This window comes from Leeia speluncae, assembly GCF_020564625.1.
Taxonomy (GTDB): Bacteria; Pseudomonadota; Gammaproteobacteria; order Burkholderiales; family Leeiaceae; genus Leeia; species Leeia speluncae.
Window position 1 is genome coordinate 32,994 of the sequence record NZ_JAJBZT010000012.1, and the last position, 24,864, is coordinate 57,857.

The window sequence follows — 24,864 nt, forward strand, 5'->3', positions numbered from 1 at the left end:
TGTTTACACACTTGAATTCAGCAAAAAAGCAGCAACACAATTAAGAGATGGTGTGTCTACTTTTGCCAGGACAGGTTAAATTGGCATCTGACGCATTTGGCAATACTTTGCTCGAGGTGGCGCTGGCCTTTTAATCCTATAGGCAACATTTCTTTTGAAGGACGAATTACCCTTAGCAGCCTTGGACTATAGATGGATGATACAGCCTACACCATTGACTTGTTCATCAAAAACCACTCGCCATAATAAGCGTTATAGCGAGTGGTTCCATTTTCAATGCCTAAAAGCCACGCTTCCTAGGCACATAACTCCGGAAACCACCACAGTAAGCCGCCGTAATCGATATCCGAACATGGCCAGCTTCTGCTGAAGTAATCTGCCGCGCCCTTCTCACCAAATCCACCTCTTCAGCCGCAATTCTTTTTGCTTCAGCAAAACTCATCTCCGGCAAAATAACTGGAAGTGTTGGACCAATTTCCTCCGCTTTCATCGCCTTTAAATGAATTCCCAACTTTTTGCGGATATTATGAAGATGAAGCCACGCAGAGTAAGGGTTAAATCTCCTCTCCCTTACAAACCCAGATTGATTTCCCGCGACAATTAGCGACTGTGTAAATGCAGCTAGCTTTTCTGGTGAGTCAATAACATACCTAGTCTTAAAACCGGTATCAGGATTTTCAATAAGGAAATGCGTCATTTCTGCATTGACTGATTGCGAGGGCTTAAATCTGACCACCAACTTAGCCGGAATATGAAAAAGGCGAATCAGGTTCAATTGAGCAGCAACAGACGGATCACTTTCTTTTAACTGCTCGATCTTTTCTAGTAAATCTTCCTGATTGTCAGACGCAATCTTTTGCGGAATATCCACAATCTTTGGAATATAGCGAATCGGCGCTGGAATACCAGAAAGGTCTTCAAATCGATTAATAAGAAATTGATGACGTAATCCATGAGATGTTATCCCTAGCGACTTTTTGGTAATACCAAATTTATGCATTACATATTTATATCGCTGTATCGCAACATCTAATCTTAAATCCTGATTGGATAGTGCCCCACGATTCTTCTTTGCAAATTCAATTAACGTCACCGCCATTTCTTTTTGCTGATCCGTGACTATTTTAACTTCTCTTAATTTTCCACCTTTAGTACCTCGCCAAATAGTAACAATACCTTCCTCAAGATTAATAGACTCCAATGGTCGAAACATAATGCACTCTTTCCGCCGCGCACCAAATGCAAAGGCCACTCTTAATTGCATTCCGATATAAGAGTCATATTGATCCACCTCGGCAATTATCTTTTCCGCATCAATCCCCTTCCCTTCCCACGTTTTCTCAACAGTAGCGCAATAACTACGTTTAATTAGGTCCGGTTGGTCTTGGAAATAGGTAGTCGTTTCTTTAATAATGTGAGGTTTGCCAATCCACTGAGCAAAGGTGCGAATTCTCGATAGGTAATTTTGGCGGTAGGATGGCGAGTAATCAGAATTGCGGAGCATTTCAACAATTGCATCGATGTGGCGAACATCCAGGTTCTTTGGCATTACCTTGTACCCGTTTTGGCGAAGCCAAGCAAAACAATGGAAAAGGGTTTTTGCCCGCCCATCTGCAGTCTCAAACGAGACCCTGCCTTTACCAGCTTTTCGCCACAGGTTATTTTGGCGCAACAGCTCCGACAGCTGTTTTTTCCAGTCTTTATCTTCCATTTAATTTTTCAATATTTGGTTTGGATTTCCATCTTTTGCCGCGCCTGGCCCGATGGTTACGGAGGTATTACCTGTCTGTACTTCGTTCACTGCTGACTTTTACAAAATCGGATTCGCTTTTTCGTTAAAGCGCTTTTCCACAACCTTGCGGGTCGTCCTTTCGGCATCGATAGATCGATGGGCTTGCATTCTTCATTTAATAATTTTGGTCGTTGCCGCGTCCGATACACCCCCTGCCAAGGGTGTCACGGCTTACCTCTGCAATGCGTTTCATCAGCGGGACGCTGACTAAGGACATTGATCGCATTAATCGCGAAATCGAGGAACCAAAAACAGATTGGTAAAAAAAAGAGGTGTCGCTTAGGTGTGCGTGATTCCAACAGACGGATATCTGTCTTACGCAACTAGCCTTACCAGAGAATTAACTTTGGCGGCTTGGATGCTAGGTGTTCCTAGCTGTGGGAACGGTCTGTACCGTTGCCAAGGTGTCTCTTATGAGACTTTAAGAAATGAAGGCTGCTGCCTACTAGACCATGATTGAGAAAAATTGGCGCTCATGATGGTTAGAAATGTAATTCAGGTTTGTTCGATATGTCAATAGGCTTTTTTGGTTTAACCTTTTTATTCACCCTACTTTCACAAGTTAAATCAGCCTTCTATCCCAGTATCCATCAGGGGTGGCAGGATTCTCTCTGGTGGAACTTATGGTTCATCTTCGCCTACCCACCCCTAGAAAATAGTTTAAAGGATGCAAATTTGAGCCTCTGCAACAACAGCGACGTGGGGAAATAGCAATGTGTTATGCATCGATTAAGGACCGCTATTGCCCCCTATAACGAAAATTGGAGGCCCACCACTCCGCTGGGGGTTTCAATCTTTTATTAACAGGCAAGTTAATCCCGCAAAGCCTGTATCTAAATCTGCAAAGCCTGTATCTAAATCTGCAAAGGGTGCATCTAAATCGGCAATACCTGCATCCAAATCTGCAAAGGGTGCATCTAGATCGGCAAAGCCTGTATCTGAATCGGCAAAGGGTGCATCTAAATCGGCAATGCCTGTATCTGAATCGGCAAAGGGTGCATCTAGATCGGCAAAGCCTGTATCTGAATCGGCAAAGGGTGCATCTAGATCGGCAAAGCCTGTATCTGAATCGGCAAAGGGTGCATCTAGATCGGCAAAGCCTGTATCTAAATCGGTAAAGGGTGCATCTAGATCGGCAAAGTCGATTATCTTTTTTTCAAAATCTGTCCATTTTCTGGAATTTGGCACATTTAAGGCCTAATAACTCAGCTCATAGAAATTGAAATTCTGGAAAAATTGTTATGTGTATATCGGGATTTTGGAATGTATAAAAAAATTTTGGAGTCGGCCAAAGAGCGGTGCAGAGCTTTGAGACGGTCGGGACTTACGTTAAAGGATATCCAAGCATCTCTAGATGACCCTATCTCGTTGCGATCAATTGGTGCGATATGCAAAGGAATCGAACGAAAAACACCCCTGGTGAAACTGGTTTTGGATATACCCCTAGAGTTATCCAGCAATGATGCTGTTTTGTCGATTCGGGAGAAAGGGCTATCTATTTCTGCAGGTTATATTCGAAAAATTAGGACCCAGTACAACTCAGAATTTGTCCCACAAATGGACTCAAGATCAGAGGAATCTGAGGGTTTGCCGATACCATCGAATTTAATCGAGTCAGTCAAATGCATTTCTGAACCGATAAATCAGCCTACTCCGACCCCCCCTCCCCCTAATGAAGTTAATAGCCGGAGAGGACATGACTTGCTTAGCAAAATTAATTAGGCGATGGGTCGCAGATACAAAGAGAAAATCGCGCTAAATATGAACGCATGAAAGCTTTTATGCCGAAAGTTGCAAATACATCTTTACTAAAAGGAGATAAATCGTGATTGTTGCTATTTTAGGTTTTTCTGGAAACGTAGGAAAAACAACAATTGCAAATAATTTGTTTGGACCATATTTAGGTGTGAATCCAATACATCTAGAGTCTACTAACCATATACAGTCGGTTTCTAATTCTGATAAAAACCTTGTTTTGGAAAAGGCAGACATGTTTATAATTGAAACAATCTATGAAAAGGTTGCTTTCGAAGAAAATCTTGTATTAGATGTTGGAGCTTCTGACCTAAAGGCATTATTAGAAGCATTCAACAAATACGAAGGAATTTTAGATGGAGTAGACCGATTTATTATTCCAGTTTCAAGTGATGCCAAACAAGGGATCGACTCAATTAAGACCGCTGCAACGCTAATAGCTAACGGTGTAGATGTAGAAAAAATATTTCTAGTATTTAATCGTTTATCACAAAAGGATTTGTTTTTCGAACGATTTAAGGATTTGATTTTCAATATTACTGGTTTCGATATCGCTTTATTAAAGCAAAGCTGGTTTATACCTGAAAGTGGTCTATTCGATGTATGTAGTGCGTTATGTCATACAGTATTTGGTTTAGCAGAATCAGAAATTGATTACGATAAAGTCCTCAAGGATACTTTCAAAAACACAGGGGTGCAGGGAAAAAGATCTACTTTCTCTTGTTGCAGCGCAACATGGAGCAAGGTCAATTTCTACGCGATTCAAGTCTTTTACGCAGAAATGACAGAATCAACATTGGTTCTGGACGTGGGATGAAGCAAGAAAATCTCATCGTTGACATGCTTTTCAATTCGAGAGAGAAGTCAGTGACTAACAACTAGCCGAATAAAAGATCTTGTGTTAGCGAAAGCCGATGGACTGATCAAAAAATAGGCACGTCACCTGAGCGCATGTTTTTAATAGGCATTCCTAAATTTTAAGGATACTTCTCCACAAAATTTGTGGATAACTCTTGAGATTAATCCCCTTTTGCATCAGCCAACTTCCACTAATAAACAGGTGGAGCGATAACCCACACGACGACAGCCTCTGCATTGTGAGGGTTATCCCATCGAAATGATTGATTAGCGATACGAAAACTATCTCCGGCGCTTACTTGAAAGAATTGTTCATCAATCCATAAATTTAAACACCCTGACACAACATAACCCTCTTCTTCTGTTGCACGGGTGGTCGGTTCAGTAAGAGATGCGCCAGGTTCAAATGTACTGAGAAACATTTCAAATCCCCCACCAATATTTGGGGAAAGTAATTCTTCAATTAATCCATCCGTTACTGTGCCCAATTTCCTCCTCACATCTGAACGTACAATTTTGCCTCTTTCTATGTTTGGTGTCGCTTCTGATAGAAAAAACCAGCCAAATGGAACACCCAACGTTTTAGCAATGGCTTTCAGATCTGCAATAGAGGGTTCCGCTTGACCACGCTCAACTTGGCTAACAAAACTGACAGATCGACCAATGGCAGTTGCTACAAATAACAACGACTTGCCACGTGCTTTTCTAAGTTTTCTGACTTCCTCACCAAGTGAAGTCGAACCATCATCCAAAACAGTGTGTACATTTAGATTGCTGCTCTCATTTGTATCTTTCGCCATTTAACCTCCATAAACAACATGGCAATCATTTGTTTACAGAACAAAATGATAGAAATTATTTACTCATAATAAAAATACTAACGATCATATTTTTTATTTGTATAAAATTCATTTTAGCAAATTTAGAGACATCATTGGACAAAACTAGACGGGTGTATGACATTTTTACGAGAAGAAATCATTTAGGAAGCACCTAGTCCACTCTCAAAAAAGGAGACCGGCAATCTATTTATGAAACGCTCACTACTTTTAGTTTTCTGCTCTTCGGATGCCATGCCGCTTGTTGGCATTTTCAAAATTTGCTCTCAAAACGTCATAGAGAGGTTTGCCGTTATACAACATTTCATCGTATGAAAAGACTAAGTCCGTATGCGCGGTTACCCTACTTCCAACACCTATTTGACAGGTACCGTCTTGGATAAAAGCAGTATTGCTCGCTACACTAAAGTTAACATTACCATTGAGAGAAACGTAACCAAGGCACCCTATATAAATACCTCTCGGAAGCAACTCTAGTTGTTTCAGCTTTTTTATGACTTTATATTTTGAGCTTCCAGTTACCGAACAAACGGGAAGTAACTGATAAAAAAAATCCATAACAGGAGTAACAAGAGGCATATTCTCTTCTGCTAAACAATATCGGCTGTGATCCGCTGTGACACACCAGTCATACGGAGGTAATTTTTGAGAGATTGGAGAAATCTTCAGCTGTTTATCAGTACACTCAAAAAAAACATCGGAAGAGATACTCAATATCCCTAAGCCATTAAATTGCATAAATGCAGAAGATCTTTCTTTGCCACCTTCTATTAGCATTTTAAAAATATAAAAATAACTATCCTCAGTGATGCCTCCTGCATCTAGAAATAGTGAATTGGAAAGAAATACCTCCAATATCTGCTCTTCTTCAAGAAAATCTTTGCATGCCAGTAGTTTATTAAAATACTCATCTCTACCAATGATTAAGCCGCTTTCTAGTTCTTCCAAGGAATATGAAAATTTCTTGCAGTAATAGTTATCACGAGGGGGTTGATTAAGTTTACTTAGTACTTCTTCACACCAGAGATCAAACGGGGTCGTTGTACGCTCTTTTTCCTGTAACGAAATAACATAAATTGCATTTTCTAGATGATCGTAGACAATCGTTCTTGGCGTATATACATACTTAGAGTAGTAATATTTGGATGGGGAGGTGTTTAGTTTACAAGCTGAAAGTCCACGTTCGTAGGTAACATAACCAACGAATCCGCCAATAAATTCAAATGGAAGGTTATGCTCACAAATATTGGCAAGATGGATTTGTTCATCAATAAACGCATGGATAGTTGTATTAAGTAACCTCTTCCCACTGTCATCCTCTATCGCTAATTGATGTTCATTTAATTCAGTAACAAGGTAGCCACCATGATTATCGCTCCCCATGTAAGAATAGCGACAAGCCTGGTCTTGCGCTTGTGAGCTGGCAGCTAGCCAGAATGCATTCTGGCTGGATGAAAATACTCTTTCGAACACTTCAGAGGAAGATAAATCTGTGCTTATTTTCCGGCTTAAAACCTGCAAATCCATCACAAACTCGCAAATAACTCTTTTGTAATAAAAAAGCCAAGCTGAAACAGCCTGGCTTTTATCTGATGATTTGTTAGTTACATTTAAGCTAACTTAGCAATCATCTCCGGTACAACTTCAAATAAATCGCCCACCATTCCTATATCTGCCACTTGGAAAATAGGTGCATCAGGGTCTTTATTAATTGCAATGATCATTTTGGAATCTTTCATGCCTGCCAGATGCTGAATAGCACCAGACATGCCAATCGCAATATAAACATCTGGCGCAACAACTTTACCTGTTTGACCAACTTGGCAATCACTAGGTGCAAAACCAGCATCTACCGCAGCACGGGAAGCGCCAACCCCAGCATTTAGCTTTTCTGCTAATTGATGGATCAACCCAAAATTTTCTTCAGATGCTAAGCCACGTCCACCAGACACAACTACTTTGGCAGTAGTCAGCTCTACTTTGTCACTCTTAGAAGACTCAGCACCGATAAATTTAGATAATTGAGCATCAAAATTTGCCTCAATATCCTTAGTTGGTGCCACATTATTCCCATCTATAGCAGAGACAAACTTGGTAGCGCGGACTGTGATGACTTTAATTGCATCCGATGAAACAAGTTTAATAAATGCATTACCAGCATAAATTGGACGTTCGAAAGTATTTTCATCGAATATTTTTGTGATTTCGGTAATCTGCTGTACATCTAACTGAGCAGCGACTCGTGGCATCACACTTTTTCCCATACTGGTAGCTGGGGCCACCACATGAGAAAACTCCTTTGCGATGGATGAAATACACAAGGACTGATTTTCTGCCAAGAAATGCTGCTGACTAGGATGAGAGGCAACAAGCACTTGGCCAACACCTTCAATTTTTGCAACTTGATCGACAACTGCTTGGCATTGATAACCTGTTACTAACACGGAAACATTGCTTGATAGTTCAAGTGCAGCAGTGACTGCATTTCTCGTTGCCGCATTTAGCTCGACATTGTTATGATCGGCAATAACTAATACAGCCATTTTCAATTTCCTTTCGCTGTTAGTTTAGCGGCAGCAATCAACTCATCCACAGAAGTCACCTTGATGCCTTGATTTCTAGTTTCAGGGGCAGATACCAACTGTACTTTGAATCTAGAATCCAATTGAAGATCAAAACTAGTTAGCTCTTTTGTTTCGACTGGCTTCTTTTTTGATTTCATAATCTCAGGTAAGGAAGCAAATCTTGGAGAGTTAAGACGTAAATCGACAGTCAGTACAGCAGGTAATTTAACCGCAATGGTTTCTCGTCCTGAATCCACTTCACGGGTTACATTCACCCAATCATTTTCAAAAGATAACTTTGAAGTAAAGGTTCCTTGGCTCCAGTTAAGCAAAGCAGAAAGCATTTGACCTGTTTGGTTACTATCATCATCAATCGCTTGTTTACCTGTAAATACTAAGTCTGGCTGCTCTAATTCCACCAACTGTTTCAAAACTTTCGCGATAGCCAACGGCTCTAGATCCGCGTCAGTTGAAACATGGATACCTCTATCTGCCCCCATTGCCAGTGCCGCGCGAATAACATCCTGAGATTTCTGTGATCCAATTGAAGCCACAACAACTTCTGAAACCACTCCAGCTTCTTTTAATTGCACCGCAGCCTCAACTGCAGTTTCATCAAATGGATTTGGAGACATTTTCACATTATCAATATCAACACCGGATCCATCCGCTTTCACTCTGATATTTACGTTTGGATCAACTACCCGCTTTACTGCCACAAGAACCTTCATCATGGATCCTCATTTTTTAATTTCGATTTCCACTTCACATCGTCGATTCGCCAACTTTCGAAGATGCTAAATGCTTGCTCACCTGCAAAAAGTGCAGGAGATATTTCATGCCAATATCAATCCATCTAGAACGTGCTTATTTTTATAGGCCGATTATTCGAGTTCTTAAATCTTGTTAGCATCCAAGCGCTTTGTTCACAACGAGATCTATCCTCGAAATACGTTGCAGTATCGGTAAGCACGTCCTATTGGATTTTTTCCTATTGATCGATGCGATTAACTCTTAATCAATTCATTTTTTGGATCATAGAATGGAACAAGGCTTACTTTGATTGGGAATCGTTCCCATGCAATTTCTACCTCGAATTGATTATTCGCCAACCAATCAGCAGTTACTCCCTCTTCATTGTGGAAATACCCCATACCTAATGAAGCATCTAGTCTGTGTCCATACATGCCCGAAGAAATAGAGCCGACAATTTTGTCACCCAACCAAATTGGTTCTTCGTGATACATTAATTTGCTGTTATCTAGCAGCATGACTTGCACTAAACGTTTAGTCAGCACACCTGCAGCTTTTTGCTTCACAAGTACTTCTTTACCAATGAATCCACCAGGCTTATCCCATGCAATGCAGAATCCAAGCCCAGCTTCCAAAGGCGTATCTTCGATAACAATATCGTGCCCCCAGTGGCGATAACCCTTCTCAGTTCGGCAACTATTCATCGCATGCATACCTGCAAACTGCAGACCAAAGGCTTTTCCTGCTTCAACAATCGTGTCAAAGACGTTATGAGCAAACTCGGCAGGAATATAGATTTCCCAACCTAGTTCACCAACATAGGTAATTCGACTTGCTCTTACTTTTGAGTAACCAATTTCGATTTCTTGAGATGTACCGAATGGGAAGGCTTCATTTGACAAGTCAGCACCAGAAACCTTTTCTAATAAAGCTCTGGATTTCGGTCCCATAATGCCCAACATTGGCAAGCCAGAAGTGATATCAATCAAGAAGCAATGAGCACCATCTGGAATGTGACGTTTTAGCCATGCAAAGTCACGCGTTTGGGTTGCACCTGCAGTAACAATCATGAAGCGGTCTTCTGCTAAACGAGTAATCGTCAAATCTGCTTCAATACCGCCACTTTCATTCAGCCATTGCGTGTAAACAATTTTGCCGATGGCAACATCTAGATTAGAAACCGAAACATAATTCAGTACAGATAGTGCATCTTTACCTTCAAGGATAAATTTTGCGAATGAGGTTTGATCGAACAGGGCAACATCATTTTTAACTGCTAAACATTCTTTTGCCGAATGTTCAAACCAATTCTGCTTACCCCAACTATATTCATACTTAGGCTCTACACCATTTGGCGCATACCAGTTTGGACGTTCCCAACCGGCTACCTCACCCATTACGGCGCCAGCACTAATTAATCGATCGTAGAAAGGTGACTTTCTAACACCGCGAGCTGTTTCATACTGGCGGAATGGCCAGTGCATTGCATAAAGTAAGCCAAGTGTTTCAACTGTACGGTCATGCAAGTAGGTCTTATTGTTCTGGAATGAGTGCATTCTTCGAACATCTACATCGACTAAATCAACTGGAGCACGGCGATCACGAATCCATTCAGCAAGTACCTTCCCTGCCCCACCTGAACTCTGAATGCCAATAGAGTTAAATCCACATGCAACGAATAAGTCTTTAACTTCTACGGTCTCGCCAAGTAAATAGCGATCATCCGGAGTAAAACTTTCTGGACCATTAAAGAAGGTATTAATCCCTGTTGTTTCAAGTACAGGAACTCGTCCCATCGCATCTTCTAGAATTGGAGAGAAATGATCAAAATCATCTGGTAAGGCATCGAAGCAGAAATTCTCAGAAATACCATTCATACCCCATGGCTTGGCAACAGGTTCAAATGCACCAATCAGAAGTTTCCCTGCATCTTCTTTGTAGTAGGTACATTCATCAGGAACACGAACCACAGGCAGATTGGATGGAATGCCAGCAACTTGATCTGTCACCACATAAAAATGTTCAGCGGCATGTAGAGGGATCGTTACACCCACATCAGCAGCTAATTCACGTGACCACATACCAGCCGCAAGTACAACGGTATTGGCACGAATCTCACCTTCATTTGTTCGAACACCGACTGCGCGCCCATTTTCTACTAAGATTTTTTCAACCTTAATGTGCTCACGAATCGTTGCACCACGCATGCGTGCACCTTTAGCAAACGCCTGCGTGATATCAGTTGGGTTTGCCTGACCATCTTTAGGTAAGAAAACACCACCAACCACTCCGTTGAGATCAAGCAACGGCCACATGGCTTTAATTTCTGATGGAGTAATCACTTCCACTTCTAAGCCGAAGTTTTTGGCCATTGATGCGCCACGTTTTAGTTCTTCTAGACGCTCATGATTCAGAGCAACTGAAATTGAACCATTTTGCTTGAATCCAGTTGCCTGCCCTGTTTCACGCTCTAATTCATATAGTAGATCAGAGGTATATTTCGCTAGTTCCGTAATACGGCGCGAACCACGAAGTTGCCCAATCAATCCTGCAGCATGCCAAGTGGTACCGCAAGTTAACTGCTTACGCTCTAACAAAGTGACGTCAGTGATGCCAATTTTTGTAAGGTGATAAGCAATTGATGCGCCGACAATTCCCCCACCAATAATTACTACATCTGCATGTGATTTTAAAGTTGTGCTCATTCATGGCTCCAGTTTGGAAAGCAGATACGTTGTATCTGCACATGTACTAATTAAAACACATTTTTTCTTATAAAAAAATAATTGTTAAATATTATTTTGTAAGAAAATTTATTACATGTTTGGGTAGTTAGGCCCACCACCACCCTCTGGAGGCACCCACGTTATATTTTGCGTAGGGTCTTTAATGTCACAGGTTTTACAGTGGAGGCAATTCTGAGCGTTAATCTGAAGCTTTATTGGCTCATCGCTCGTATCAGGGCTAGCCACCATTTCATAAACACCGGCGGGGCAATACCGCTGTTCAGGAGATAAATATTTACGCCAGTTAATCGCTACAGGGACCTCTGCATCTTTAAGCTGCAAATGGCAAGGCTGATTTTCTTCATGATTAGTATTGGAAAGGAATACAGAAGACAACCGGTCAAATGATGTTTTCCCATCAGGTTTGGGATAATCGATTTTTTCAAAGTCAGTTGCAGTTTTAAGCTTTGCATGATCTGCCTGCTGATTATGAATTGTCCATGGAGCCTTCCCTGCCAGAACTTTTTGGTCAAATCCGCCCATCAAAGTGCCTAGCAACAAACTCCCTTTACTCATCCACGGCTTAAAATTACGGGCACGATATAACTCATCGGCAAGCCAGCTTTCTTCATACTTTGAGGTATAACCGGAAAGATCATCGGACTTAGCAATAATTGACAGAATCACTGAATCAGCTGCTAGCATGCCACTTTTTATTGCAGCATGACTTCCCTTAATTCGAGGCACATTCAGAAAACCCGCATCATCACCAATCAAACAGCCGCCAGGAAAAGTTAATTTAGGTTGAGCTTGAATCCCGCCGGTCACAATCGCCCTTGCACCATAGGAAACTCGGCGACCACCCTCAAAATATCCTTTGATATGAGGATGTTGTTTAAATCGTTGAAACTCTTCAAAGGGAGAAAGATGTGGATTTTTATAACCAAGACCAACCACCAAGCCAACTGCAACTTGATTATTTTCTGCGTGGTACAAGAAACTGCCACCATACTCTGAAGTTGGCAGTGGCCATCCTGCGGTATGGACTGCAAGACCTTCCCTATGCTTATCAGGCGAGATATCCCAAAGCTCTTTAATACCAATACTGTATGTTTGTGGGTCTTTTCCTTTATCTAATCCATAGTGTTGGATTAGTTTTTTACCAAGATGTCCTCGGCAACCTTCTGAAAACAGGGTGTACTTTGCAAGCAATTCAATACCGGGGGTGTAATTCCCCGTTTGCGTTCCATCTTTTGCAACTCCCATATCACCGGTTACCACACCAACGACACGCTCTTTTTCATTATCAAATAGGACATCTGCAGCAACAAAGCCAGGAAAAATCTCAACGCCCAACCCTTCAGCCTGCTCAGCCAACCAACGACATAAATTACCCAAGCTAATGATATAGTTGCCTTCATTATGCAGAGTACTTGGCAGCAACCAATTGGGCACACGGTAAGAATCATCTTCCGTTAGAAAAAGAAACTTATCTTCCGTAACAGGCGTATTAAGCGGGGCTTTTCGCTCTTTCCAATCAGGGAATAATTCATTCAATGCAATTGGGTCCATGATGGCACCGGACAAGATATGAGCACCTATTTCCGATCCTTTTTCTAGCAATGCCACCGAAATGTCTACCCCATTTTCCAAGGCCTTTTGCTTAATACGTATACTAGCGGAAAGCCCTGCCGGCCCACCGCCGACAATCACCACATCGTATTCCATTTGATCTCGACTCATGATCAACCACTCTCCGCAAAATATTTGGACAAAAAAAGACCCCTAAAGAGGGGCCTTACCCAACTAAGGTTCACTCAGTTAGAAAATCGTGTTTCTCAAATAAAAAATTTTATTTAATTTTTTTTATATGAGAAATTTTTAAAAACCACTCAACACATGTTTCGCGCACTTAATCATTTCAAGTTATTTCATCAACCGATTTAATGCAGAATCTATTGTTTGGTCTATCAAAGACGCAATCGTCATTGGACCCACCCCTCCAGGAACAGGGGTATATGCCAAGCTTCGATTTTTTAACGATTCAATCTGAATATCGCCAATACCAGGCGGATGGTATCCAGCATCAATGACTATCGCACCATCTTTGATCCATGAATCTTTTATAAAATTTGGCTTACCAACGGCACCTACAACCAAATCTGCATTTCGAATAATTTCTTCTAAATTCTTCGTTCTTGAATGACAAGTTGTTACCGTCGCATTTTCACTAAGTAACATTTGAGACATTGGTTTACCAAGAATGGAACTTCTACCAACGACTACCGCGTTTAAACCTTCTAATTGAATTTCATACGCTTTTAGCAACTTCATAATGCCAGTAGGTGTAGCCGAACCATACGCGTTTCGCCCTAGACTCATACGTCCAAACCCATGACAAGTGACGCCATCAACATCATTTTCTAATGAAATTTCATCAAAACAGGCTTGTTCATCAATTTGATCTGGTACAGGATGCTGCAATAAAATTCCACAAACAGATGGATCAGCATTAAGTGCTCGAATCACCTTTTTCAATTCATCTGTCGTTGTGCTTTGGGGCAACACGACTTTTTTGGAACCTAATCCCACTCGATGGCATGCATTCACTTTCATTTGCACATAAATGGCAGAAGAAGGATCATTTCCCACTAGAATTGTGGCTAATGAAGGTCTAATACCTGATTGTTCAAATATCTGTTGAGCTTTAGCCTTTTGTGAAACCTCTAATTGTTGCGCAACAGACTTGCCATCTAAAACAATTGAACGCATCACGCCCTCCTATCTAAAGACAATGGTTCGATGACCATTTAAAAATACACGTCTTTCTATATGAGATTTAACAGCGCGAGCTAGCGCCAATCTTTCGGAATCTCGGCCAGCAGCAACTAGATCCTCCGGCAGAAATGCATGATCAACACGCTCAACCACTTGCTCAATAATTGGACCTTCATCAAGATCAGCAGTTACATAATGAGCAGTTGCACCAATTAATTTAACACCTCGGTCATATGCCTGGTGGTATGGCTTCGCCCCTTTAAAGCCAGGTAAGAATGAGTGATGAATATTAATCGCCTTGCCTGAAAGTTTTTTGCATAGGTCATTTGATAGAATTTGCATATAGCGAGCTAATACAACAAGTTCACTATTAGTCTCTTCAACAATGCTCAACAGCTTTTGCTCTTGCTCTGCTTTAGTCTCACTTGTGACCGGAAGATAATGAAATTTAACGCCATTACTTTCTACAAATGCTTTCATATCCAGGTGATTTGAAACAACAGCTGTCACTTCAATTTTTAATTCACCTGTTTTTTGCCGATAAAATAAATCTTCCAAACAATGGTCAAATTTAGAGACCATGATCAAGACTTTTGGACGTTCACTAGGATCATAGATCTGCCATTCCATTCCAAAAGTTTTTGCTGTTGCTTTGAATGCTTCTCTTAGTTCTTGTAAAGACGGCCCTCTCTCTGGATTCGTAGTAAATGTCACACGAGAGAAATACATATCAGTTTGTTCATCATCGAACTGAGACATAGATGTGATGTAACAACCTCTGTCTGCTAAAAAGTTACCGATTGCAGCAACAATTCCATAAGTCCCTTTGCAACTCACCATCAGGATGTAATTTCCAGCAGCCTTACTTTGATCCATCATTTTTTTCACCAGAAAAATATTATCGACACGCAAACTTTATCACAAAAATAATTTAGTGCATATTATTTTTATAGATAAAATGTTTTACATATTTTTTCTTTAACCATGTTTAAACTAGTTTCCTAACGCATACTCAAGAACCAAACGAATCATCCGGATTACACGGTGGTTTTTATGTGCTTAAAATAGGAAACCAGAATAGACCTTCATCAGAACTATCAATCGCGCACAGCGAGACATCGACTGATGTAGCATCAAGCATTGTATTTAAAGAAGTAGAGAAAGCTCATGGAATGGACCAACCCATTGAAGTAGTAAGCCGTTTAGAAGCGGCGTGGAATTTACATGATATGCAGGCCTTCGGCGCACTGTTTTCCAAAACGGCTTCGTTCGTTAATCGGTTTGGTCGCTATGTGCATGGGGTTGACCAAATTATCGAGATGCACGCACCTATACACGAAACAATCTATAGCGACTCAACACTTAGCAATGAATTGATTGATGTTGAAGAGATAGTGGAAGAAGTGGCTGTCGTGCATTTCTGGAGCCGTTTAACGGTTGGTTTGGCGCACCCAGCCGGACCTCACACAATGGATACACTTGTATTGGCTGTATTAGCAAGCCGCAATGGGATATGGACGATCAGCGCATTAGAAAATGTCACACTCACCAACCCGCGTACGGGTGAAGCGATGTTAAGAGGTGATTTATAAATTCCCCCAATAAGTTATCGACCTGATGGGGCTCTAAGTGCTTTTAAGTATTTGAAGATTGTGGCGCGCCCAAGAGATAAGACATTGGCGATGTATTCAGCCGAATGTTTAGCGTGAAATGCGCCCTCTGCATATAAAGCAGAAACCAATTCGCGCTTTTGAGCTTGGGAAAGAGTAGATAAGGAAGATTGATTTTCTTTTAACCAGTGATGTAAGAACGTGTTGATGCGTTCTTGCCAATCATCTTTGAACAAGCTTTCTGGCTGCGGTTGTACCTTTGTAATCGATAAGAAGAGATCTAACGCATTTCTCGCCTCTTCAAAGACAGAGACATTCATATTAATGCAGATCAGTAACTTGGGCTCTGCATTGGCATTTCTTGCAACAACGCTAACGGATCGGATTTTCTTTCCATCCCAGTTTAGCTTTTCATAAGGACCTATCACCTTAGCATCTGGTGTAAAGCCAATCGCATCTAACCCTGCCGGGTCACCTATCTTTCGCTTTGATAAATTATTAGATATGTACACAACCTCTTGAGAGGCAAGATCATGAAGCACGACTTCTACATTAGGAAAAAAAAGAGATGAAATTGCGTCTGCAATCGGAATATAGGTCTCCAACAACTCATTCTTAGTTTTGCTACCGTCGTTTTTCACGTCTGCCCCTTTTTGGATTTGGACTTATTTATCTAATTTAGCTAAATATGATGACACAAGTTCCAAACCTTTTCTCAGTGTTTGTGGGTTATTTGCATAACCAATCCTTAAATAGCCTTCCATATCTAGCGCGCTTCCTGGCGTAAACATCACCCCTGTGGCTTTTAATAAATCGATACACAACTCTCTCGATGGCATATCAAAATCATACTTTAATAATGCGGTTGTTCCAGCCTTTGGCTTGATGTAGCTAATCTTAGGTTCTTTGGATACCCATTCATCCAACAAAGCTAGATTTTCGCGCAAGATTTTATGATTTCTAGCCAGAATTTTGTCGCGATTTTCAAGTGCTAGAGAGGCAAAGTAATCATCAAGAACACCCACACTAATTGTGTTGTAGTCTCTATGAATCTCGACTTTCTTTAATAATTCAACTGGACCTGCAATCCAGCCTAAGCGTAAACCAGCTAATGAATACGTCTTAGACATACTCGCTGTACTAATCCCTTTTTCGTATAAGTCAGCAATAGAAGCGGTATAGCCATTACCATGCTGATCTGTCCCGCGATACACTTCATCACTTAGAATATAAGCATCAACACTTCGCGCAATTTCTATTACATCTAACAGAAATGCTTGATCCATCAAGGAACCAGTTGGGTTATTAGGGTTATTAATCGCGATTAACCTAGTATTGTCGTTCACCAAAGCACGCAACTCTGCTAGATCTGGCAGAAACTGATTTTCTTCTCTTAGAGGAAGAATCTTTACTTCTGCACCGTAACTTTCAGGGATTGAATAGTGTTGCTGATAGGTTGGTAATACAGAAACCACTCTATCATTTGGTTCAACTAGCGTTTCATAAACCAGTGCGTTAGCGCCGATCGCGCCATGCGTGATAAGAATATTTTCTTTGCGTTGTTTCTGATACAAACCAGCAACAGCGTTTCTTAAACGATCAGATCCTTCAATTGCGCCATACGTCATCTTTAGTGGCAAGATCTCATCAAGCAAACACTCTTTTTTGCCGGCCATGGTAACAAGTTCATCGATCGTAATCGACTCAACACACGTTTCAGCAAGGTTAAAATCACATTTTGTTTCGAACTCATTCATCCATTGTTCTACACCAAAAGCACGAATTCTCATTTCTGTTCTCCGATATTATTTTTAGATATAAATTTAGTTAGCTACGATTTCTTGGTGCAAAGCGTAAGCAATGGCCACATCTTCTAGACCTAAACCGATGGAGCGGAAGAAAACCGGTTTATCAAATGATGGTCGTCGATCTCTGCCAGAAACTAATCCCGGTAAATCGCCAAGAATCTGGCTCTTCGACCATTGATGCATTTCAGCGGCAATTTGCATTTCACCGGCACTTGAGGGCGTTGTTTCCTTGTAATCACAATAAACATCCATCAAAGGCAGTGCATGGGGAGAAATTTCATGAGCCCTAGGTGCGTTTGTACTAATAGATGTCACTAAACATGTAGATTTTAGATGATCAAATGGAATGACCGGTTTTGCAGATGACGTGCAAAGCATCACCACATCAGCGTTCTGAATGGCCTCTTCCGCACTGTTCGCAAACCTAATACGTGAATCCATTGCTTTTACTTCAGATATACGCTGTTCTGTCCAAGTTGCAACATCTGCTGCAAAAACACGAATCTCTTTCCACCCATGTAACGTTAAAACATGTCTTAAGTGCGCAAGCCCAACCGCACCTAGACCAATCACTGCTAAGCATTCACTTTGTTCAGGTGCAAGCAACTCAACCGCTATTGCAGTTGTGGCAGCCGTTCTTTCAATCGTTAACAATCCAGAGTCACACAGTAAAAGCGGCTCACCAGTTTGCATAGACATTAACATTGTCCACGCAGTGACAATCGGGCGTCCCTCTGTTGGAATATAAGGGGATAACTTAACACCAAAAGATTGCCCAGATGACATGACGCCAGCATACGAAATAAAATCACCTGAATTATTTGGAAACAAGGTAAGCGTTTGGGAAGGTTGTACCGCTAAGCCTTCAGCCAGATCACTGAACATATTCCAAAGCACATCTCTTGTTTTTAACTTAGGTAGAAACTCAGAAACGGCATTTCGATCTAAAATAGGTATCAAATTTGACTTCACAATGATGTCCATTTCATTTGGCAGGCAGTTAGCCTGCCCTATTTATCAATTAGTTAATGGCGATGTTGTAATCAAAGTACTTTTTCATCAATTTCTGGAACGTACCTTTTTTCTTTACCTGCTCAAACGCACTATTCAATGCTTGCGTTAACTGCACGTCTTCTTTGCGAACAGCAATGCCGATCCCAACGCCAAGCAGCGGATCTTTTACTGCTGGGCCAGCAAAAGAAAAGCCCTTCCCTTCTGGCTTTTTGATAAAGCCATCCATTGCGGTACTGGCTTCTACAATCGTTCCATCTAAACGTCCACTCGCTAAATCATTAAATGCGACATTTTGGTCTTCATACGATTGCACCTGCACACCATTTGTTTTCAGACGCTGATTGGCAAAATCTTCTTGGATAGAACCTCTAAGTACACCAATGACTTTGCCCTTTAATGCTGCAGCGGTTGGTGTTAGCGCACTCCCCTTTGGGGCAACCAAATAAGTCGGGCTGTGATACAAAGGATTGGTGAAGTTAACTACTTTTTTTCTTTTTTCGGTGATACTGATGGCAGAATTAATCGCATCAAATTTTTTTGCTTGTAACGCAGGAATGAGTCCATCAAACGGGCTTTCTACCCATGTACATTTCGCTTTTAACTCTGCACATAATGCATTTCCTAGTTCAATATCAAAACCAGTCAACTTACCTTGCGCATCTTTAAATTCAAACGGGGGATACGCAGCCTCTACCCCAAATCGAATTTCTTTGATCGCATCTGCATTACTGCCAAACGAATAGCCTAGTAGACAAAGTAAAAACAGCTTTTTCATTTACAACTCTCCCACTCAACTTAAAAAGCATTAAAAATTGTGCAACAACTTACCCGTAACACGATTAGTAAGCGGCTGCTCTCCAGCGACTAGTGCAATTCGCTGTCCCACTCTGACCAACTTAATATGATGTTGGACAACAATGATTCCTGATGTTTGGCTAAAAATTGGGATCCGCTTAGCATCAATCCCTCCGTCGATGGGGATTACCTCTCCAATCAATGCTTGTGCAGAAACTAATTCACCAAGCTTTTTATGGAATACCAATACTCCAGTTGCTGGCGCAATAATGTGTGCAACCCCTTCTAGGGGATAAATCTTTACAGGGGTTTCAGGCTTGATTAATTTTGATGGAGGAAGCGCGTCTTTACTCAGAATGCCCTCTGCAATTAAGAATCGAATGATTCCATAGGCGTCTTCAAGCGCTTGTGCATCAGAAACATCTGTTTGACCACGTAACTCAATGGTTGCAGAGAAGCCTTGATGCTGTTCATCTACTAAACCCGCTCTGCGAAGCAGTTTCCATGGTTTTGCATAACTTTCATCAAACGGTTTTCCACCGGCCTCCTCTTCAAGGAAGACGGTTTTTACGTTGACACAAGAGGCGAGTCGTTCTGCACGCTCCTGTTGATCAGTTGCACTATAAATATGCAGGATACTTCCTGTGTCGCAATGAAGATCTAACACAATGTCATGTCTAAAAGCCTCTTTTAGCAGTTCAAGTTTATTTGCGGCGACAGGATCAAGAGTCCCTTCTTGGTCTAATAAGCTAATGAACCATTCTTTAAAACCAGCTATATCGTTCCACTCAAATGCAATTTTGGTCAGCTCTTTAGAGACCTTGTCGTAAATACAGGGGTAGTTACGATTAAAGTTCTCGCCGTTATCGAGATTAAACCTTCCAACTACGTGCCCAAATATCTTCTGCGCCATCCCAATTGGATTAGCAAATGGCACTAAAACGATCCGGCCCAAGATTTTATTTTGCTTGTCCAGTTCATTTAGCAAGTTGCCAAGATGATTCATTACCAATAAGCCAGGATGTTCATCAGCATGAATACCCGCATGAATGTAGGCACTTTTAAGCGTTCTGGTACCAATAAATTCATGCAGCTTAAGAAAATAGCTTGCACCTGGCGCTACTGCGGGGAGTTGAATACTTTTAGATCGATAAGCCATTTCTCAACCTCAAAAACATACATTTAAATCCAATATAGACTTTTAGTATATTTCGTGTCAACAGATTTATGTTTGAGAAAACCAGTCGGCTTTAAGAAGTTTTTTTCAGATCACCGAACGCTAGCAAAACGAAAAATGGCTAATTGCATCACCAAACTTAGCGGCAACTATTGATTGACATCATAGACTCTTTGTCTATATCGTATATTTTAGTACACAAACAGTGGTTAATAACTAGAAGTGGAAAAGAGGAAAAACAAGAATGTTTCTATATGGCTATAGCAGTTTGTTATGGGAGGGGACAAAGCTAACAATTTCGTTATCTGCTTTGTCTTTGATGGTTGCATTTGTCATTGGGTTAGGAGGTGCACTAGCAAAAACCTCTTCAAACCGCATGATGAGAAGTCTAGGTTATTTCTATACAACGGTAGTTAGAGGAATTCCAGATCTAGTATTGATGCTCTTACTGTTTTACAGCGGTCAAATTTGGTTGAATCACTTCACTAGTTGGCTGGGAATGAAGCAAATTGACATCAACCCTTTCATGGCTGGGGTGATTACTATTGGCTTTATTTATGGCGCCTATTTTACTGAAACGTTCAGAGGTGCTTTCTTATCGATTCAAAAAGGCCAAATCGAAGCGGGACAAGCATTTGGGATGAGTCGTCAAAAAGTATTCTGGCGGATCATGTTCCCATTAATGATGCGTTTTGCCTTGCCTGGGATTGGGAATAATTGGCAAGTATTGCTAAAAAGCACCGCCCTTGTTTCCATCATCGGACTAGCCGATGTCGTCAAACTCGCATCAGATGCCGGTAAAGCAACTTTTCATATGTTCTTCTTTACCTTAATCACGGCAGCAATCTATCTACTCTTAACCACCCTATCGAATTTGATTTTACGTCTCCTTGATAAAAAGTATTCAGTTGGGACTCGAGGAGCAAATCTATGATTTCCCCATTATTAGAAATTATCTCAAGCTATTGGCAGACATATCTCTGGACGGATGGCAGCCAATTGACGGGCCTAGCGGTCACGATGTGGCTGCTTATTCTGTCTATTTTCTTTGGCTTCATCTGCTCAATTCCACTTGCAGTGGCCAGAGTATCTAAGCAATGGTGGCTTTCAAAACCAGTATGGTTATACACATACATCTTTCGGGGAACGCCACTGTATGTGCAATTACTCTTAATTTACTCTGGCTTGTATGGTTTAGCGTTTGTTAAAGGAAATGTGCATTTAGATGCATTCTTTAGAAGTGGTTTTAATTGCACTATTTTGGCATTTGTCCTGAATACTTGCGCGTACACAACCGAGATATTTGCAGGAGCTATTAAAGCAACGCCTTACGGGGAAGTTGAAGCAGCAATGTCTTATGGCATGTCTAAATTTAATGCGTATCGAAGAATTATCTTACCTTCTGCGCTAAGACGAGCATTACCCGCCTACAGCAACGAAGTCATTTTCATGTTGCATTCCACACCAATTGCATTCACCGCGACCGTACCAGACTTGTTAAAAGTAGCTCGAGATGCAAATGCAGCGACATACCGTTCGTTCGAAGCATTTGGCCTTGCCGCACTTTTATACCTTGTAGTTACTTTTAGTATCGTTTTTCTATTTCGGCATGCAGAACGTAGATTTTTAGCTCATCTCGCCCCCCGAAAAGCCAAATAAATCATCACCTAATAATATATAGATAGAGGTTAGACATGACATACAAGTTAAAAGTGAACGATCTTCATAAAAAGTATGGAAATCATGAGGTGCTGAAAGGCGTTTCTTTGCGTGCGAAAAGAGGAGATGTAATTAGCATCATCGGTTCTTCAGGTTCTGGGAAAAGCACATTCTTAAGATGCATCAATTTTCTGGAACAACCCAGTGCAGGCAGCATTGAAGTAAATGGGGAAAGTATCGCCACTAGCCTAGATAAAAATGGCGATTTACGCGCATCTAATGCTGCGCAATTGCAAAAAGTCCGCACAAAATTAGCCATGGTATTTCAGCACTTTAACCTTTGGTCTCATATGACCGTCTTAGAAAATATCATTGAAGGCCCCGTGCATGTGCTAGGCATTCCCAAAGAACTTGCAATCACTAATGCTAGAAAATATTTAGACAAAGTCGGTCTAAAAGATGCGGAAAATAAGTTTCCAGCACATATGTCTGGAGGTCAACAGCAACGGGTTGCTATCGCTAGAGCATTAGCGATGGAACCAGAAGTGATGTTGTTCGATGAACCAACCTCGGCACTCGACCCTGAATTAGTTGGTGAAGTGCTTAAGGTCATGCAGAACCTTGCAGAAGAAGGTCGAACCATGATCGTTGTGACGCATGAGATGGGGTTTGCCAAGAATGTTTCCAATCACGTGATCTTTTTACATCAAGGCAAAATTGAAGAAGAAGGCAGTCCTGCTGCAGTTTTTGAAAACACAAGAAGCGACAGACTAAAACAATTTTTATCTGGCAGCCTGAAATAACGCTAAAGAGCATTTGGATTCTTCCAAATGCTCGAAAACTGTGACGCTACGATCAACAATGAACGCGCTTGAACCCAATTCCCCACTGAAAATTGGTATTTTATTACTGCCACCTTGTTCGCTATTTGAAATTGCGGCAATCACCGAACCACTCTCCCGCATCAATCGACTAAGCGGAAGGAGACAGTGTGATTACTTTACAATTTCAACCGATGGAGAAGCTGTACAACTACATGGGGGAAACGTATGGAATGTTGATTTCAGCATCAAAAATAGTCCACTAGTAGATATTTTGTTTGTGCTTGCAGAAGATATTTCTATCAGCAGAAATGACCATTTAATTACCAGTTTCATCGGGCAAATCGCTAAACAAGAAAAAATCCTTTGCGGCATTCATCTTGGCTCTTGGTGGCTAGCAAAAGCGGGGGTATTGGATCAGTGCCGAGCAACCATTCATTGGACAGAACAAGAAAGGTTCTGTGAAGAATTCAACAAAATTATAGTCACGTCTAGTTTGTATGAAATTGACAATCAGAGAATGACTTGTGCAGGCGGCTCCTGCAGCCTCGACCTGCTACTGCATCTCATTCATATTCAATTTAGCAGCGAACTAGCTGGAAAAGTAGCCGAACAACTGTGCATTGAGCGAATTAGAGATAAAAATGAAAAACAGCGTATTCCTCTGCAAAATATTATTGGACCAACTCAGCCTAAGCTGACAGAGGCAGTCATGCTAATGGAAGCCAATTTAGAAGAACCACTCACCACTTTAGACATCGCCACCTATGTTGGACTTTCTAAACGACAATTAGAAAGACTCTTTAAGCAATACTTAAACTGTGTTCCTTCTAAATATTATCTAGACCTAAGACTCAATCGTGCACGGCATCTTTTGTTAACGACAAGTAAGTCTATCGTACAGATTGGCTTAATATGCGGTTTTTCTAGCGGCCCACACTTTTCAAGTGCATATAAAATGAACTTTGGCATAACGCCTAGAGATGAAAGGCAGGTTAGGTTTATTTCATCCCCTCAGATATGACTCGAATAATGGTCGGGCTATCTAACATATGCGTGTTAATAAATATTGAAAAACAAGCATTGTATTATTTTTTATAACTAGCAAATTATCAGCTATTTAATGCTAAATATAAAATATTTATAAGACATTTGGTCGTATTCACCACTAGCCTGAATCTGATCAATTGCTTTGTTAATTCTATTTATTAAAGTAACATTTTTTAGGTTTACAGCGACTCCCTCACCATCACCTTGGATTTTTTTATCACGAACAGGTGAACCTATAAACTCAAAGTTTTTACCCGCACTTGTCTTTAAGAAGCCTTCATAAGTTGAAACCATATCATTGAAGATGGCATCAACACGGCTCTCAGCTAAAGCAGCGTATAACTCTTTCTGAGTATTAAACCCAACCGATTTGATTGTCGGAAAACGCTCTTTGACAATCTTTTCATAAATAGTGCCACTCTGGTAAGCAACTACCTTATCTTTTAGATCCATTTGCGTGATATAAGTAGACAGAAACTGCTTCTTCTTGGCTGCAAAACTTGCGGCCAAATGGGTATAGGGATGACTAAATAATATTAGCTTCTTTCTTTCCTCTGTTATTGAGATCAATGAAACAGCAACATCAATATCTCCATTCTCAACAGATTTAATCATATTTACCCATGGAACTTGCTTTAGTTGGCATTTAGCATTGATAATTTCACATATGCGTTTTGCAAAATCGACATTAAAACCCTTTAATTGATTATTCTCAACATAATCAAATGGTGGGAACTCACCTTGAATTCCAATTTTCAATATTTCTGAATGCGAAAAAATAGGTAAAATACTTAAAATAATAAAGAATATCTTTTTCATCTTTTATATCCTGATGTTAATCTAGGTGTTTTTATAATTATTAAAA

The 24,864-nt window shown here is 40.9% G+C and carries 22 protein-coding genes; 6 read left to right on the forward strand and 16 right to left on the reverse strand.

Annotation, left to right across the window (positions count from 1 at the left end):
• Positions 1 to 280 precede the first annotated feature (280 nt).
• Both LIN78_RS16205 and LIN78_RS16210 read right to left on the reverse strand, forming a co-directional pair.
• Positions 281 to 1,711, reverse strand: a complete 1,431-nt coding sequence (locus tag LIN78_RS16205; RefSeq protein ID WP_227181923.1) for an integrase domain-containing protein — start codon at positions 1,709 to 1,711, stop codon at positions 281 to 283.
• Positions 1,712 to 2,581: 870 nt separating this feature from the next.
• Positions 2,582 to 2,980 carry a hypothetical protein gene (locus LIN78_RS16210; protein ID WP_227181924.1) on the reverse strand — a complete coding sequence of 133 codons (399 nt, stop codon included), beginning with the start codon at positions 2,978 to 2,980 and terminating at the stop codon, positions 2,582 to 2,584.
• A 637-nt stretch (positions 2,981 to 3,617) separates the two neighbouring features.
• On the opposite strand from LIN78_RS16210, the gene LIN78_RS16215 reads away from it, so the two are divergent.
• A complete protein-coding gene (locus LIN78_RS16215; RefSeq protein WP_227181925.1) occupies positions 3,618 to 4,364 on the forward strand; it encodes a hypothetical protein in 747 nt (248 codons plus the stop codon).
• 232 nt (positions 4,365 to 4,596) lie between these two features.
• Here the strand turns inward: LIN78_RS16215 and LIN78_RS16220 are convergent, their stop codons facing one another.
• From LIN78_RS16220 to purU, 8 genes are all read right to left on the reverse strand, one after another.
• The gene (locus tag LIN78_RS16220; RefSeq protein WP_227181926.1) at positions 4,597 to 5,205 is read right to left on the reverse strand and encodes a helix-turn-helix domain-containing protein; all 609 of its coding nucleotides are present in this window, start codon (positions 5,203 to 5,205) and stop codon (positions 4,597 to 4,599) included.
• Between the two features lie 249 nt (positions 5,206 to 5,454).
• Positions 5,455 to 6,771: a chorismate-binding protein gene (locus LIN78_RS16225; protein ID WP_227181927.1), complete on the reverse strand. Its 1,317-nt coding sequence runs from the start codon at positions 6,769 to 6,771 to the stop codon at positions 5,455 to 5,457.
• A gap of 83 nt (positions 6,772 to 6,854) precedes the next feature.
• Complete coding sequence (locus LIN78_RS16230; RefSeq protein WP_227181928.1) at positions 6,855 to 7,787, reverse strand: electron transfer flavoprotein subunit alpha/FixB family protein; 933 nt, start codon at positions 7,785 to 7,787, stop codon at positions 6,855 to 6,857.
• 2 nt (positions 7,788 to 7,789) lie between these two features.
• A complete protein-coding gene (locus tag LIN78_RS16235) occupies positions 7,790 to 8,539 on the reverse strand; it encodes an electron transfer flavoprotein subunit beta/FixA family protein (RefSeq protein WP_227181996.1) in 750 nt (249 codons plus the stop codon).
• A gap of 276 nt (positions 8,540 to 8,815) precedes the next feature.
• The gene (locus LIN78_RS16240) at positions 8,816 to 11,266 is read right to left on the reverse strand and encodes a GcvT family protein (protein WP_227181929.1); all 2,451 of its coding nucleotides are present in this window, start codon (positions 11,264 to 11,266) and stop codon (positions 8,816 to 8,818) included.
• A 111-nt stretch (positions 11,267 to 11,377) separates the two neighbouring features.
• Entirely contained in the window at positions 11,378 to 13,030 is a 1,653-nt protein-coding gene (locus LIN78_RS16245) for an electron transfer flavoprotein-ubiquinone oxidoreductase (protein ID WP_227181930.1), read from the reverse strand.
• A 183-nt stretch (positions 13,031 to 13,213) separates the two neighbouring features.
• Positions 13,214 to 14,059: a tetrahydrofolate dehydrogenase/cyclohydrolase catalytic domain-containing protein gene (locus LIN78_RS16250; RefSeq protein ID WP_227181931.1), complete on the reverse strand. Its 846-nt coding sequence runs from the start codon at positions 14,057 to 14,059 to the stop codon at positions 13,214 to 13,216.
• A 9-nt stretch (positions 14,060 to 14,068) separates the two neighbouring features.
• Positions 14,069 to 14,944, reverse strand: coding sequence for a formyltetrahydrofolate deformylase (gene purU, locus LIN78_RS16255; RefSeq protein ID WP_227181932.1), 876 nt, complete (start codon positions 14,942 to 14,944; stop codon positions 14,069 to 14,071).
• A gap of 293 nt (positions 14,945 to 15,237) precedes the next feature.
• Between purU and LIN78_RS16260 the strand changes: the two genes are divergently transcribed.
• Positions 15,238 to 15,657, forward strand: a complete 420-nt coding sequence (locus LIN78_RS16260; RefSeq protein WP_227181933.1) for an SgcJ/EcaC family oxidoreductase — start codon at positions 15,238 to 15,240, stop codon at positions 15,655 to 15,657.
• A gap of 14 nt (positions 15,658 to 15,671) precedes the next feature.
• On the opposite strand, the gene LIN78_RS16265 is transcribed toward LIN78_RS16260, so the two are convergent.
• The 5 genes from LIN78_RS16265 to LIN78_RS16285 are packed head-to-tail and all read right to left on the reverse strand — an operon-like array spanning position 15,672 to position 20,451.
• The gene (locus tag LIN78_RS16265; protein ID WP_227181934.1) at positions 15,672 to 16,316 is read right to left on the reverse strand and encodes a helix-turn-helix transcriptional regulator; all 645 of its coding nucleotides are present in this window, start codon (positions 16,314 to 16,316) and stop codon (positions 15,672 to 15,674) included.
• Positions 16,317 to 16,340: 24 nt separating this feature from the next.
• Complete coding sequence (locus tag LIN78_RS16270; protein ID WP_227181935.1) at positions 16,341 to 17,465, reverse strand: aminotransferase; 1,125 nt, start codon at positions 17,463 to 17,465, stop codon at positions 16,341 to 16,343.
• Between the two features lie 33 nt (positions 17,466 to 17,498).
• Positions 17,499 to 18,455, reverse strand: a complete 957-nt coding sequence (locus LIN78_RS16275) for an ornithine cyclodeaminase family protein (RefSeq protein WP_227181936.1) — start codon at positions 18,453 to 18,455, stop codon at positions 17,499 to 17,501.
• 49 nt (positions 18,456 to 18,504) lie between these two features.
• Positions 18,505 to 19,272 carry an ABC transporter substrate-binding protein gene (locus LIN78_RS16280; protein ID WP_227181937.1) on the reverse strand — a complete coding sequence of 256 codons (768 nt, stop codon included), beginning with the start codon at positions 19,270 to 19,272 and terminating at the stop codon, positions 18,505 to 18,507.
• Between the two features lie 30 nt (positions 19,273 to 19,302).
• Positions 19,303 to 20,451 carry a succinylglutamate desuccinylase/aspartoacylase family protein gene (locus tag LIN78_RS16285; RefSeq protein WP_227181938.1) on the reverse strand — a complete coding sequence of 383 codons (1,149 nt, stop codon included), beginning with the start codon at positions 20,449 to 20,451 and terminating at the stop codon, positions 19,303 to 19,305.
• Between the two features lie 262 nt (positions 20,452 to 20,713).
• On the opposite strand from LIN78_RS16285, the gene LIN78_RS16290 reads away from it, so the two are divergent.
• From LIN78_RS16290 to LIN78_RS16305, 4 genes are read left to right on the forward strand one after another with little or no spacing between them, the layout of a single operon-like run.
• Complete coding sequence (locus tag LIN78_RS16290) at positions 20,714 to 21,403, forward strand: ABC transporter permease (protein WP_227181939.1); 690 nt, start codon at positions 20,714 to 20,716, stop codon at positions 21,401 to 21,403.
• Positions 21,400 to 22,128 carry an ABC transporter permease gene (locus LIN78_RS16295; RefSeq protein WP_227181940.1) on the forward strand — a complete coding sequence of 243 codons (729 nt, stop codon included), beginning with the start codon at positions 21,400 to 21,402 and terminating at the stop codon, positions 22,126 to 22,128. Before LIN78_RS16290 ends, LIN78_RS16295 begins: the two co-directional genes overlap by 4 nt.
• Before the next feature lie 35 nt (positions 22,129 to 22,163).
• A complete protein-coding gene (locus LIN78_RS16300) occupies positions 22,164 to 22,931 on the forward strand; it encodes an ABC transporter ATP-binding protein (protein ID WP_227181941.1) in 768 nt (255 codons plus the stop codon).
• 58 nt (positions 22,932 to 22,989) lie between these two features.
• Positions 22,990 to 23,973, forward strand: a complete 984-nt coding sequence (locus LIN78_RS16305) for a GlxA family transcriptional regulator (RefSeq protein ID WP_227181942.1) — start codon at positions 22,990 to 22,992, stop codon at positions 23,971 to 23,973.
• Between the two features lie 92 nt (positions 23,974 to 24,065).
• Here the strand turns inward: LIN78_RS16305 and LIN78_RS16310 are convergent, their stop codons facing one another.
• Complete coding sequence (locus LIN78_RS16310; RefSeq protein ID WP_227181943.1) at positions 24,066 to 24,818, reverse strand: transporter substrate-binding domain-containing protein; 753 nt, start codon at positions 24,816 to 24,818, stop codon at positions 24,066 to 24,068.
• Positions 24,819 to 24,864 lie beyond the last annotated feature (46 nt).

Excerpts from the sequence above, each read along its gene's own strand:
- LIN78_RS16205 (WP_227181923.1), bottom strand. The coding sequence starts at position 1,711 with ATGGAAGATAAAGACTGGAAAAAACAGCTGTCGGAGCTGTTGCGCCAA.
- LIN78_RS16220 (WP_227181926.1), bottom strand. The coding sequence starts at position 5,205 with ATGGCGAAAGATACAAATGAGAGCAGCAATCTAAATGTACACACTGTT.
- LIN78_RS16225 (WP_227181927.1), bottom strand. The coding sequence starts at position 6,771 with ATGGATTTGCAGGTTTTAAGCCGGAAAATAAGCACAGATTTATCTTCC.
- LIN78_RS16230 (WP_227181928.1), bottom strand. The coding sequence starts at position 7,787 with ATGGCTGTATTAGTTATTGCCGATCATAACAATGTCGAGCTAAATGCG.
- LIN78_RS16235 (WP_227181996.1), bottom strand. The coding sequence starts at position 8,539 with ATGAAGGTTCTTGTGGCAGTAAAGCGGGTAGTTGATCCAAACGTAAAT.
- LIN78_RS16240 (WP_227181929.1), bottom strand. The coding sequence starts at position 11,266 with ATGAGCACAACTTTAAAATCACATGCAGATGTAGTAATTATTGGTGGG.
- LIN78_RS16245 (WP_227181930.1), bottom strand. The coding sequence starts at position 13,030 with ATGAGTCGAGATCAAATGGAATACGATGTGGTGATTGTCGGCGGTGGG.
- LIN78_RS16250 (WP_227181931.1), bottom strand. The coding sequence starts at position 14,059 with ATGCGTTCAATTGTTTTAGATGGCAAGTCTGTTGCGCAACAATTAGAG.
- purU (WP_227181932.1), bottom strand. The coding sequence starts at position 14,944 with ATGATGGATCAAAGTAAGGCTGCTGGAAATTACATCCTGATGGTGAGT.
- LIN78_RS16260 (WP_227181933.1), top strand. The coding sequence starts at position 15,238 with ATGGACCAACCCATTGAAGTAGTAAGCCGTTTAGAAGCGGCGTGGAAT.
- LIN78_RS16270 (WP_227181935.1), bottom strand. The coding sequence starts at position 17,465 with ATGAGAATTCGTGCTTTTGGTGTAGAACAATGGATGAATGAGTTCGAA.
- LIN78_RS16280 (WP_227181937.1), bottom strand. The coding sequence starts at position 19,272 with ATGAAAAAGCTGTTTTTACTTTGTCTACTAGGCTATTCGTTTGGCAGT.
- LIN78_RS16285 (WP_227181938.1), bottom strand. The coding sequence starts at position 20,451 with ATGGCTTATCGATCTAAAAGTATTCAACTCCCCGCAGTAGCGCCAGGT.
- LIN78_RS16290 (WP_227181939.1), top strand. The coding sequence starts at position 20,714 with ATGTTTCTATATGGCTATAGCAGTTTGTTATGGGAGGGGACAAAGCTA.
- LIN78_RS16295 (WP_227181940.1), top strand. The coding sequence starts at position 21,400 with ATGATTTCCCCATTATTAGAAATTATCTCAAGCTATTGGCAGACATAT.
- LIN78_RS16300 (WP_227181941.1), top strand. The coding sequence starts at position 22,164 with ATGACATACAAGTTAAAAGTGAACGATCTTCATAAAAAGTATGGAAAT.
- LIN78_RS16305 (WP_227181942.1), top strand. The coding sequence starts at position 22,990 with ATGAACGCGCTTGAACCCAATTCCCCACTGAAAATTGGTATTTTATTA.
- LIN78_RS16310 (WP_227181943.1), bottom strand. The coding sequence starts at position 24,818 with ATGAAAAAGATATTCTTTATTATTTTAAGTATTTTACCTATTTTTTCG.